The organism is Amycolatopsis rubida, assembly GCF_900115345.1.
Lineage (GTDB): Bacteria > Actinomycetota > Actinomycetes > Mycobacteriales > Pseudonocardiaceae > Amycolatopsis > Amycolatopsis rubida.
Map to the genome: position 1 here is coordinate 342210 of NZ_FOWC01000001.1, position 11681 is coordinate 353890.

General features: G+C 68.4%; 12 protein-coding genes. 5 read left to right on the forward strand and 7 right to left on the reverse strand.

The features are described from left to right. Nucleotide 1 precedes the first annotated feature (1 nt). The 3 genes from BM362_RS01730 to BM362_RS01740 form a co-directional block, all read right to left on the reverse strand. A complete protein-coding gene (locus tag BM362_RS01730; protein ID WP_093571972.1) occupies nt 2–1174 on the reverse strand; it encodes a 4-hydroxybenzoate 3-monooxygenase in 1173 nt (390 codons plus the stop codon). Nucleotides 1175–1187: 13 nt separating this feature from the next. Continuing rightward, on the reverse strand, nt 1188–2411 hold the full coding sequence (locus BM362_RS01735; protein ID WP_093571973.1) for an NAD(P)/FAD-dependent oxidoreductase: 1224 nt from the start codon (nt 2409–2411) through the stop codon (nt 1188–1190). A gap of 67 nt (nt 2412–2478) precedes the next feature. Continuing rightward, nucleotides 2479–3558 (reverse strand): erythromycin esterase family protein, encoded by a 1080-nt coding sequence (locus BM362_RS01740; RefSeq protein ID WP_093571974.1) that lies wholly within the window; start codon nt 3556–3558, stop codon nt 2479–2481. 89 nt (nt 3559–3647) lie between these two features. On the opposite strand from BM362_RS01740, the gene BM362_RS01745 reads away from it, so the two are divergent. After that, on the forward strand, nt 3648–4319 hold the full coding sequence (locus tag BM362_RS01745; RefSeq protein ID WP_093571975.1) for a MerR family transcriptional regulator: 672 nt from the start codon (nt 3648–3650) through the stop codon (nt 4317–4319). Here BM362_RS01745 and BM362_RS01750 read toward each other — a convergent pair whose 3' ends face one another. Together BM362_RS01750 and BM362_RS01755 are read right to left on the reverse strand one after the other, a co-directional pair. Beyond that, entirely contained in the window at nt 4320–4628 is a 309-nt protein-coding gene (locus BM362_RS01750) for an NIPSNAP family protein (RefSeq protein WP_067594907.1), read from the reverse strand. Then, the gene (locus BM362_RS01755) at nt 4625–5746 is read right to left on the reverse strand and encodes a 5-methyltetrahydropteroyltriglutamate--homocysteine S-methyltransferase (RefSeq protein ID WP_093572696.1); all 1122 of its coding nucleotides are present in this window, start codon (nt 5744–5746) and stop codon (nt 4625–4627) included. Before BM362_RS01755 ends, BM362_RS01750 begins: the two co-directional genes overlap by 4 nt. 74 nt (nt 5747–5820) lie before the next feature. Between BM362_RS01755 and BM362_RS01760 the strand changes: the two genes are divergently transcribed. Next, the gene (locus BM362_RS01760; RefSeq protein WP_067594913.1) at nt 5821–7161 is read left to right on the forward strand and encodes a nucleobase:cation symporter-2 family protein; all 1341 of its coding nucleotides are present in this window, start codon (nt 5821–5823) and stop codon (nt 7159–7161) included. Here BM362_RS01760 and BM362_RS01765 read toward each other — a convergent pair. Then, nucleotides 7118–7687 (reverse strand): TetR-like C-terminal domain-containing protein, encoded by a 570-nt coding sequence (locus BM362_RS01765; protein WP_093571976.1) that lies wholly within the window; start codon nt 7685–7687, stop codon nt 7118–7120. The genes BM362_RS01760 and BM362_RS01765 overlap by 44 nt on opposite strands. A gap of 90 nt (nt 7688–7777) precedes the next feature. Here BM362_RS01765 and BM362_RS01770 point away from each other — a divergent pair, with 90 nt between their 5' ends. Together BM362_RS01770 and BM362_RS01775 are read left to right on the forward strand one after the other, a co-directional pair. Next, nucleotides 7778–8218, forward strand: a complete 441-nt coding sequence (locus tag BM362_RS01770) for a pyridoxamine 5'-phosphate oxidase family protein (protein ID WP_067594919.1) — start codon at nt 7778–7780, stop codon at nt 8216–8218. A gap of 212 nt (nt 8219–8430) precedes the next feature. After that, nucleotides 8431–9849 (forward strand): pyridoxal phosphate-dependent decarboxylase family protein, encoded by a 1419-nt coding sequence (locus BM362_RS01775; protein ID WP_067594922.1) that lies wholly within the window; start codon nt 8431–8433, stop codon nt 9847–9849. 40 nt (nt 9850–9889) lie between these two features. Here the strand turns inward: BM362_RS01775 and BM362_RS01780 are convergent, their stop codons facing one another. Next, on the reverse strand, nt 9890–10420 hold the full coding sequence (locus BM362_RS01780; protein WP_093571978.1) for a hypothetical protein: 531 nt from the start codon (nt 10418–10420) through the stop codon (nt 9890–9892). A gap of 148 nt (nt 10421–10568) precedes the next feature. On the opposite strand from BM362_RS01780, the gene BM362_RS47215 reads away from it, so the two are divergent. Beyond that, on the forward strand, nt 10569–11573 hold the full coding sequence (locus BM362_RS47215; protein ID WP_232792052.1) for a rhomboid-like protein: 1005 nt from the start codon (nt 10569–10571) through the stop codon (nt 11571–11573). Nucleotides 11574–11681: the final 108 nt, after the last annotated feature.

Below are 11681 nucleotides of genomic sequence, written 5' to 3' on the forward strand. Positions count from 1 at the left end.
CTCAGGTGAACGGCAACCCCACGTAGTTCTCCGCCAAACTCGTCGCCGCCGCCCTCGACGAAGCCGTGTACCGCAGCTGTGACAGCTGCAACCGCCGGGCGAAAGCGTCCGCCCCCGGATCCACGTGCAGCATCGTCGTCATGAACCACGAGAAGTGCTCCGCCCGCCACACCCTCCGCAGGCAAGTGTCCGAATAGGACTCCGCCAGCGACGAATCCCCCTGCAGCAAAGCGGCCAAGGCCCGCGACAGCACCACCACGTCCGCGACCGCCAGGTTCATTCCCTTGGCCCCGGTCGGCGGCACGATGTGCGCCGCGTCGCCGGCCAGGAACAACCGGCCATGGCGCATCGGCTCGGTCACGAAGCTCCGCATCGGCGTGATGCCCTTGTCCAGGATCGGCCCCTCTTGCAGAGTGAACTCCCCCTCGACCGCCAAGCGCGCCGACAGTTCCGTCCAGATCCGGTCATCCGACCAGGCCGTCAGATTCTCCGTCGGAGCAACCTGAAGGTACAACCGCGTGACATCCGGGGAACGCATGCTGTGCAAGGCAAATCCCCGCGGATGATGGGTGTAGATCAGCTCCTCGTGCGACGGCGGTGTCTGCGCCAGCACCCCCAGCCAGGCGAAGGGGTACTCCCGTTCGAAAGTCGTCAGCACACCGCCTGGAATGGACGGGCGCGAGACACCGTGGAAACCGTCGCAGCCTGCCACGGCGTCGCATTCCAGACTTTGCCAGTAGCCAGCGGAATCCCGGTAACGCACAACGGGCCGCGAAGTGTCCAATGAGGACAGAGACACTTCCGAAACCTCGAAGTGCAACGGAAGAGCCGCGGCCTCGTGCGCGTCCACGAGGTCTTTCACGATCTCCTGCTGCCCGTACACCGTGATCGCCTTGCCGGTCAGCTCGGTGAGCGCGATGCGGTGATCGGCACCGTCGAACCGAAGCGAAAAACCCTCGTGCGGCAAGCCTTCCGCGGCCAACCGACCGCCGAGGCCGATCTCGGTCAGCAGGTCGACCGTCGGTTGTTCGCAGACCCCGGCACGCACGCGTTGCCGCACGTACTCACGGTCGCGGGCTTCGAGCACCACCGCCTCGACACCCGCCTGGTGCAGCAAGTACGACAGCAGCAACCCGGCCGGGCCGGCACCGATCACGGCGACCTGCGTGCGCAACGGGACCTCCGTATCAAGCCGCGGTGCGCGACTTCAGGTGTGCTTTCAGATCGAACGAGCTGGCTTCCAGATCCGCGTACGCCGGATGCGGTTCCACGGCGAAAAGCCGGCGCGCGGCGATGTGGTCCGGCGCGCGGTTGACCGACTCGACGGCGATCAGCACGTCGTCGCGGAAGGACAGCACCGAGAACTTCCCGGCGGACCGGTCGCCGGTCACCACGGTCCGGTCCGCGGCGTCGAGGATGCCCGCGATCTGCAGTTTCGCGCCGGTCTGGTCGGTCCAGAACCAAGGCAGGCTGTCATAGCGCGCCGGTTCCCCGGCGATCGCCGCGGCTACCGAACGGGCCTGGTCGACGGCGTTCTGCACGGATTCCAACCGGGTCGCGGCACCGGCCTGGACGCAGGGGAAGCACGCGCAGTCGCCGATCGCGAAGATCTTCGGGTCCTCGGTGCGCAGGTGTTCGTCCACGACCACGCCGTTGCGCACCTCAAGCCCAGCCGCCTCGGCCAGCGCCGTCTCCGGCAGCACGCCGACCGCGACGACCACGAGGTCCGCGGGCAGCCGTCGCCCGTCGGACAGCTCAACCGACTCCACGTGACCGGACCCGTGCAGCGCGGTAACTCCGACGCCCAGCAACAGCGTGTGCCCAGCCGCGCGGTGATGCTCGGCGAAAAACTCCGAGATCTCCGGCGACGCGACCCGCGCCAGCAGCCGGTCCTGCGCCTCCACCACGGTGACCGGACGGCCGGCGTGCGAGGCGAACTCCAGCCCGATGAAGCCGCCGCCGATCACCACGACGTCGCCCGCCGCGCCGAGCGAAGCCCGCAGCCGGTCGGCGTCCTCGCGGGTGCGCAGCATCAGAACGCCTTCGAGGCCGGCACCGGGCACCGGCAGCGCACGGTTGCGCGCGCCGGTGGCCAGCACCAAATGGTCGTACCCCAGCTCCGTACCGTCCTCAAGCCGGACTTTCGCCGCGTCCCGTTCGATCGCGGCGACCCGGCCGGGGACCAGCTCGATGCCCTTCTCCGCGAAGTAGTCCTCCGGCCGCAGCACTAGCTGCTCGACGCCCGCGCTGCCCGCCAGGTACGCCTTCGACAACGGCGGTCGCTGATACGGCACCCCCGGCTCGTCCCCGATCAGAATCACGCGGCCGGCGAACCCCTTGTCCCGCAAGGACGCCGCGGCCTGGAAGCCGCTTTGCCCGCTGCCCACGACGAGAACGGTCTCGGTGCTCATCTCGCTCCTCCCGACATCCCGGGCTCCATCTGAGCACACCTGGGCCAAGATCGTCGAGGAGCAGCGGTCACACCCGGCGCAGGAACGCGATCGCGTCCGCCGCCCCGACCGCGTCGAACGGCAGATACCCGCGTCCGTCGCCGGTCCGCGCGGGCAGATCGGGGTCGATTCCGGCGGTCTCGACCAGCTCACGGTCCTGGACCGTCGCGGCGAGATACGCCTGCAGCGTCCCCGGCGCGGGAGCTTCTACCCCATCGGACGAGCCGAAATCGGTGGCAATGAACACATACCGGGCACCGAGCCGGTGCGCGACCTGCGCGCCCGCGCTCCACCACTGCGCACCCATCATCGAGGCCGCGCGCCGCTGGAGGTGCTGGTTGTGCGCGGAGACGAAGGTGCCTGGCAACGCGAGCAGGTTGTCCGCCATCATCGCGTCGCGCTGCGCGCCGAGGCGGCCCATCCGCTCCGGCGAGGTGTCGGCCATCAGCGAGTGGTAACGGCAAAGCCCGACCGCGGTCCGGGCGAGCAGATCGCCGCCATCGGGCAACGCGGGCCGAGCCCGTTCGAACTGGCTCGCGAGATCGTCGGCGACCAACCGCAGCTCACGCGCGTCCGGACTGTCCCCTTTGGACTTCGCCCCATCCCACATCGCCGCTTCGTCCGCCCAAGCCGCGTCGTCGCCAGCCAGCCCCTCGATGGTCGCGACATCGTGCGGCACGTCGTCAAGATGCCTGGCCAGGAAGCCGTGCAGTTCGGTGAGCACCGCGCGCGGGCTGGGTGCGCTCGCCATCTCCAGCGGGGCGTCGAAGCCGTGGAAGTGCACCTGGTCCTCGGGCTTGCGGCCAGCATTGTGGTCGCGCAGCCACTCGACCAGCACACGGTTCGACGGGAACGCTCCGAAGCCGTGGCTGAACCCGGTGGCCAGCACGTTGTCGAGGTCGCCTTCGCCGGTGGTCACGTAGCGGTCGACCAGCCGTCCGGCCAAGCAGTCGCTCTCCAGCGCGATCGAGCGGTAGCCGTGTTCGAGGACGAGGTGCTGGAAGATTTCGTTGCGGAACAACGGGAACGCTTCGGTCCAGTGCGTGGGCTCCCCCAGCCCGAGCAGGGTCGGCGAACGGTGCGCGAGGAAGTCGTCGAGGGTCTTCATTGCTTTGACCGTATCGTTGAACTCTCAGTTGGCACTTATCCGCGAATCACCTGGTTGAATAGCGTGGAAACCCTCAAACCGGAGGTGACATGCGTCCGAAGGACCTCGCCCGCGAGCACGGCTTGTCGACCCAGGCCGTCCGCAACTACGAGGAGGACGGCATCCTCCCGCCCGCCGAGCGCGGACCGCAGGGCTACCGGACGTACGCCGAACACCACGCACAAGCGTTGCGCGCCTTCCTCGCCCTGCGCCCCGGCTTCGGCCACGCCCGCGCGGCAGCGATCCTTCGCGCGGTCAACGAGCGTTCAGAAGACACCGCGTTCCAGCTGATCGACGAAGGCCACGCCGAGCTGCTGCACGACCGCGGCACCCTCACCGAGGTCGAACACGCGCTGCGGAACCTGACCCGGGAACCGGACGTGCGCCAGACCGTTCCGTCGATCGGCGCGCTCGCGCACCAACTGTCCGTGCACCCCGCCACACTGCGCAAATGGGAGGCCGCCGGGATCCTCCAACCGGAGCGGGATCGAGCCGGAAACCGCCGCTACTCACCGGCCGTGGTCCGCGACGCCCGCCTCGCGCATCAACTGCGCCGCGGCGGCTACCCGCTCGCCCGGATCGCCGCGGTGCTCCAGCAGGTCCGGCACGCGGGCGGGGTCGCCCCGCTGGAAGAAGCCTCGCGCACCTGGCGTTCCCGGCTCACCGCCCGGGCGCACGCGATGCTGGACGGGGCCGCCCAGCTGTCGCGCTACCTCGGCTGATCACTCCGGCAGCAACGGCCGCAGGAACGTCCGCCGGTACCGGATCACGCAGCCGCTCTCGTCCCGGATCCGGTCCGCCGCCACGAACTCCGGGTCCACTCCGAACAACGTCCGGTACCGCTCGTACGCGGCCAGGCTTTCGAAGCTGAACAACGCCCTTGCCTCGTCGCTGGCCCCTTCCGCGGGGAGGAAATACCCGTGGTGCACCCCGCCCTCGCGGCGCACCAGCCGCATCCACTCGGCGGCGAATCGTTCGAAGTCCGCGATCTTCTCCGGGTCGATCACGTAGTCGACAACGCAGGTGATCACGAGCGGCCCCAGACCCGCTCCGCCGTCGAAACGATCAGCTCCAGCTTCCGCAGCTGCTCAGTGGCGGTCAGGTCGTTCCCCTCTTCGGTGGAGGAGAACCCGCATTGCGGTGACAAGCACAGCTGGTCCACGTCCACGTACCGCGACGCTTCCTCGATCCGGCGCACCAGCGCGTCCGGGTCTTCCAGCTCCGGCCGTTTGCTGGTCACGAGCCCGAGCACGACCCGTTTTCCCTTCGGCACGAACCGCAACGGCTCGAAGCCGCCGGAGCGTTCGTCGTCGTACTCCAGGAAGAAGCCGTCCACCGCCAGCTCGCCGAACAGCGCCTCGGCGACGAACTCGTAGCTCCCGGACGCCACCCACGACGAGCGGAAATTGCCGCGGCACAGGTGCGTCGTCACGGTCAGGTCAGCCGGTTTCCCGGCGAGCGCGGCGTTGATCGTCGAAATGTTGCGCCGGTGCATGGTGTCCGGGTCGCTGCCCATGCGCGCGACGAGTTCGCGTTGCTCCGGGTCGTTGAGATACGCCAGGCTCGTGTCGTCCAGCTGCAGATACGTGCAGCCCAGCGCACTCATCGCCCGCAACTGCTCCGCGTACGCCGCGCTGAGGTCGGCGAAGAACTCGTCCAGCTCCGGGTACACGGTCTCGCTCACCGCCGCCCGGCCGCCGCGGTAATAGACCATGCTCGGCGACGGGATGGTCAGCTTCGGCGTTATCCCCGGGTCGGCGTGCGCCTTCAGGAACTCGAAGTGGTCGGCGAAGATCGGCTTGTCGAGACGCACCTTGCCCTCGACCTGGAGGCCCGGCGGGCTGAACTCCAGGTCGCCGGCCAGATTGTGGAATTTCACGTGCAGCCGCTCGTCGCTGCGCGAGACGCCGCCGAGCGCGTAGATGAAGTCCATGTGCCAGGAGGACCGGCGGAACTCGCCGTCGGTCGCCGATTCGAGCCCGGCCGCCTTCTGCATCTTCACGACGTCGCGGATCGCGTCGTCCTCGACGGCTCGCAGTTGTTCGGCGGAGATCTCCCCCGCCGCGTGGTCGCGCCGCGCTTCGCGCAGCACCGCCGGCCGCAGCAGGCTCCCTACATGATCGGCACGGAACGGAGGTCGTGCAGTCATGTCTGGCATGGTCACACACAAACCGGCGGTATGTGCAGCGATAATCCGGCGGGACCACACCGAAGGAGCCGCTCATGACCAACGCCGCGCACCCGGTCGACCGGGGCCTTCCCGCCGGACGGCTGCTTCTGCTCGGACTGCAGCACATGGCGATCATGTACACCGGCTGCATCGCCGTGCCGCTGGTCATCGGCAGCGCGCTGCATCTGGACACCGCGTCGATCGCGCTGCTGGTGAACGCCGACCTGTTCGTCGCCGGACTGGCCACTTTGGTCCAGTCGGTCGGCATCGGGCGGGTGTTCGGCGTCCGGCTGCCGGTGGTCGCGGGCGCGACGTTCACCGTGGTCAACCCGATGATCCTGATCGCCGCGCAGTACGGCCTCACCGCGGTGTACGGCGCGATGATCGCCTCCGGCGTCTTCGGGCTGCTGATCGCCCGGCCGTTCGCCGCGCTGATCCGGTTCTTCCCGCCCCTGGTGTCCGGGACGCTGCTGCTGGTCATCGGCATCTCGCTGCTCGGGCCCGGCACGGCGATGATCGGCGGGCACGACACCGGCGACCCGTCCTACGGCGATCCGGCGAACCTCGGGCTGGCGTTCGGCGTGATCGCGCTGGTGGTGTTGTTCACCCGGGTGCTGCGCGGGTTCCTCGGCCAGATCGGGCCGCTGGTCGCGCTGATCGCCGGTGTCCTGATCGCGATTCCGCTCGGCCGCACGCACTTCTCCGGCGTCGGCGACGCGAGCTGGTTCGGGCTGGCCTCGCCGTTCCATTTCGGAGCGCCGACGTTCCCGGTCGCCGCGGTGGTGTCGATGTGCGTGGTGATGCTGGTGTCGTTCACCGAAACGACCGCCGACCTGATCGCGGTCGGCGAGATCACCGGCCGCCCGGTCACGCCGTCGGATCTCTCGCGCGGCCTGGCGACCGACGGCCTGTCGGCGATCTTCGGCGGCTTCATGAACTCCTTCCCGGACACCGCCTTCGCGCAGAACGTCGGGCTGGTGCAGATGACCGGCGTGCGCAGCCGCTGGGTGGTCGCGACGACCGGCGGCATGCTCGTCGTGATGGGCCTGGTGCCGAAGATCGGCGCGTTCATCGCCGCGATCCCGGAGCCGGTCGTCGGCGGCGTCGCGGTGGTGATGTTCGCGATGGTCGGGGCGGTCGGCGTGCAGACGCTCAAGAAGGTCGACTTTTCCGGCAACCACAACGCTTTCGTGGTCTCCGTCGCGCTCGGTGTCGGACTGCTTCCCGCGTTCGGCCTCGACCGGTTCGGCAACTCGGTGTTCTTCCAGCACTTCCCCGCCTGGCTGCGGACGATCTGCGGCAGCCCGATCACCGTCGCCGCGGTGCTGGCCTTCGTGCTGAACCTGCTGTTCAACCACCTTGGCCGGAAGCGGGAGGAAGACCTGCTGCCCTAAGCAGCCGATCCGCGAGCCGCACGCCGATGCCCGGCTCGATCGGCCTGCTCAGCAACACCCGCAGGTACATCGGAGCGAGCACGTAATCCAGCAGGTCCTGCAGCTTCAGCGCGGGCTCGCCCCGGCCCGCGGCGGCGGTCAGCATCTGCTCCAGGTCCTCCCCGCGCGACAGCAGATGCTCGATCGGGTCGGCGTTGGTCCCGATGAACGTGATCAACGCCCGGACCAGCACCGCACCGTCCGGATCAGCGAGCGCGCGCTCGACCGCTGTCGCCCACTGCTCGACATCGCCGCGCAGCGACCCAGTGTCGGGCACCGGCGAGGCAAGGCTCAACCGCGCGACCGCGGCGTCGAGGAGCACGCTCGCACAACTGCCCCAACGACGGTAGATGCTGGTCGGATTCACCCTCGCCCGCTCGGCGATCTGCGGGATCCCCGCGGTCGTTTCGCCCTCCGCGAGCAGCTCGATCACCGCACGGTGCACCGCTTCGCGCACCCGCGCGCTACGTCCGCCCGGCCGAGTCACCCCACCATCCTAAAGCAAAGAGGCTGGCCTTAATGACCGGAGTGTGCGTAAACTAAAGGCAAATCAATTGGCCTTAAGGAGCACTCTGAGATGGTCAGCAAGATCCCGCCGGCCGAGCGCGAGGCCCTGCTCGCCGAACCGATCATCAGCGTCCTGAGCGTGACCGCCGAGCCCGGTCGCGCACCGCTCACCACCCCGATCTGGCACCAGTACACACCCGGCGGCGAGGTCACCGTCCTCACCTCGCCCGGTGCCCGGAAAACGAAACTGATCGAAGCCGCCGGCCGCTTCGCGCTGTGCGTGCAGGATCCGAAAACCATCCGCTACGCGACCGCTGAAGGCCCGGTCACCGGCATCCGCGCAGTCACCGAGGAAGACCGGCTCGCGATGGCCCGCCGATACCTGCCCGAGGAGACGGCGATCGCCTACGTCAAAGCCACTCCGCAGCAGAGCGAGAACATCGTGATCTCGATGCGCCCGGAACGCTGGAACACCGCTGACTTCAGCGACCTGACCGACGAACTCTCCTGACCCGCGCCCCGGCCGGCTCCGTTCCGCGGAGCCGACCGGGCCCCTTGTCCCCCAACCTTTTCCCCGGTACCGCCGTTCGGTCGCAACTGCTGATCATGTCCGGCCGCCCTCGTTTCCCCGGCCGTTCGGGCAGCTCTTTCCTGGCCCGCTACGCACGCCGTCCCGGCCATGGCACCTTGTGCCCGAAAAGACCTTCGGACAGAAGAGGGCGCATGGACGGCACTTCCCTCATTCTCAATTCCGCCGAACGGACCAGAGCGGCCGAACTTTTGGCCCGGTTCACCGACAGCTACGAAAATTCACTCACCAGTCGCCCGATCGCCCCAGACGCGGACCGGGAAACGCTGGCTAAACTGTTAGCGGAACCGTTCCCGGAAGAAGGGCTCGGCGTCGAAGCATTCTTCGCCGACGTCGTAGACCGCCTCGTGCCCTACACCACCACGATCGCGCACCCAAGATTCCTCGCCTACGTACAAGGCCCGCCAAACGGCATCGGCGCCTACGCGGAAGCGATCGCCGCAGTACTGAACCAGAACTGCAACCTGTGGCAGATCTCCCCAGCCGCCAACGTGATCGAACGCTCCGTCATGGACTGGCTCACTGGCCTCTTCGCCATGGGCCCGGCTTCCGGCGGCATCCTCACCAGCGGCGGTTCCGGAGCCACGAAGGACGCGATCACCACCGCCATCGCCAACCGCCGGCCAGACTTCCGCGAACGCGGTCTCCAAGAAAACCGCGCCCCGCTGGTCCTTTACACCTCCGACGAAGCGCACCGCAGCGTAGTCAAAGCCGCGACACTGCTAGGAATCGGCTTGGCCAACGTCCGCGCAATCCCCACCGACGCCCATTTCCAACTGCGCGTCGACTTGCTAACCCGAGCGATCGCCGAAGACCGCGCCGCCGGAAAAGAACCGTTCTGCGTAGTCGCCACCGCGGGCACAGTAACCACCGGCTCGATAGACCCAATCGGCCCCATCGCCGACCTCTGCGAAAAAGAAAACCTCTGGCTGCACGTAGACGGTGCGTATGGCGCACTTTTCGTCCTGGCCGATTCAACCCGCGACGCACTGCTCCCGCTTTCCCGAGCAGACTCCGTCACCCTGGACCCGCACAAGCTGCTGTTCGCCCCGCTGGAAGCAGGAGCCCTGCTGGTCAAGGACATGGCAAAACTACGCGCCGCCTTCGCCTTCTCCTCCTCGTCGTCCTACCTCACCGCAATCGACGACGCCCACCTGCTCGACTACATGGACCACGGCCCGCAACTTTCCCGCAGCTTCAAGGCGTTGAAGGTCTGGGCCGCCCTGCGCACCTTCGGCGTAGGCACCTTCCGATCAGTCACCGAACGCTGCCTGACCCTGGCCAACCGCCTAGGCGCACACATCGCCGCCGCCCCCGGCCTGGAGTTGATGAACCCAGTCACGCTCACCGCAGTCTGCGTCCGAATGCCCGGCCGCACCGCCGAAGCACACGCAGAACTCCTCACCAGACTCCACGAAGAAGGCACCGCGATGCTGGGCCCAGCCAAGGTCAACGGACAGCCCTGCGTCCGCGCCTGCGTCACCAACCACCGCACCACCGAGGCGGACATCGACCTGCTGGCCAACCGCCTAACCGCACTGGCCGCACTCTGAGCCCGCCCCGCGAAACCGCGAGCAATGCACCCAACCAGCCCTAAAGGCAAATGATGTTCAAAACGCAAGGCGGCTCGTGACTGCTCGGCGACGACGGCTGGCTGGAAGTCGACGGACCCGACGTGGTCGACGGCGGCTGCGTCGGCCCGGCCGGACCGGTCGTTTCCGGCCGCTCGCTCGACGACGGATGCGCCGGAGCGGAATCAGCCGGGTGATCCGCGGTGCTGTGCTCGCCAAACGGATTGACATTCGCCTTGCCAGAAGGCGCGTCCCCGACCCCGGCAGTGCCCTCTTCGGTTTCCTCGCCGGTGGGCGTCGGCGGGTTCGTCTCGTCGACGCCGCCCGCGCCGCCGGTGCGGTCCGGCATCTCGATCACGCGCATCTCGGTGATCCGGGCGGCCCCGTCGTTCGCCGTGGTCCCGTACGAGACGAGCATGGCCGCCGCCCCGCAGCCGACGATCACCGCGAGCATCACCGAAACCATGCGCCACCTGGACCGGGACGGCGGCGGAATCCGTCGTTCGTGTCCTTCGCGCACCAACAGCTCGGCGACCGAAACCTCGTCGTTCACCAGCGAGACCTTTCACCAGGAGTGGCCTATTCCTACCGGATGCGGCCACCGAACGGGTGACAAAGAGTGAAACCTTCTACCCAGAGTGCTCACTCTAGCGGGTGTGAATCACAGCGCATTCACAGCTGCGCTTAGCCAAAATCCCAGCATGCCCAGCCACTCTGGACGCATGTCGCTGCGCGAGCCGGATCCGGCACCCCGCCCGGCACGCACTGCTGCCACCACCGGAACCCCCCGGAAGTGGCGCTCCTTGACGTGGTTGCGCGCACGGCCGTCCGCCGTCCCGATGGCCGGGAAGCCGGGGCCGGGCACCGAAATCCCCGAACCGGCCACCACCGCGGCAGCGACCCCCGGCAGAGCAGGCGGCACCCCGTTGGTCGAGATCATCGACGGATCCTCGCGGCCTACGGCGACCGCCGTGCTGGTCAAGAACGACCCGGCCGCCAGCTCGCTCGGACTCGTCCAGCCCGCGCCGAGGCTTCCCTTCCTGGCCGCCGTCCCCGCGACCTGGCGGCCCAAGCGAGCCTGGCTGCGCCTCGTCCCCAGCCCGCGGTCCACGCCGTTCACCTTCGGCTACCTGGTGCTGCTCCTCGGCACCTCGCTGCTGATCCGGTTCGGCAGCTCCACGCTCACCGGCAAACTCCTCACGGTCTCCAGCACCGACGCGCACAACATGGCGCGCCACCCCCTGACCGCACTCCTGACCAGCGCGTTCTGGATCGCCGGCGGCGGCTGGCTGCCGTACGCGGTGATCTTCGCGATCGCGGTCGCCCCGTTCGAGCGGCGGTTCGGCGGGCTCCGGACGGCGCTGGTCTTCTTCAGCGGGCACGTGCTCGCCACGATCGCCACCGAACTGCCGGTGATGGCCCTGATCCACACCGACGTGCTGCCGCATTCCGCGGGCCGCTGGCTCGACATCGGAGTCAGCTACGGCTTCCTCACCACCGCCGGCGTGCTCGTCGCGCTGCTGCGCGGGCGGGCTCGGATCGCCGGGATCGTGGCCCTTGAGCTATTCGTTATCGGCGTCTACGTGACCGACGACCCGGCCAGTCTCGCGTCCGTGGTGACCGTCCTCGGACATGCCTGTGCGGCCCACTTCGGCCTGCTCGTGTGGGGTCCGCGACTGCGCAGCGTGCCCCGCATCGCCCGATAGCACCCGCCGGCGGCGTCCGGACGAGTGACGCAAGCAGCTGCCCGTGCGGATATACACGGGCTTCACTCGGTGGTGTAATCGACGGGCCATACGCCGACAAGGGGGATC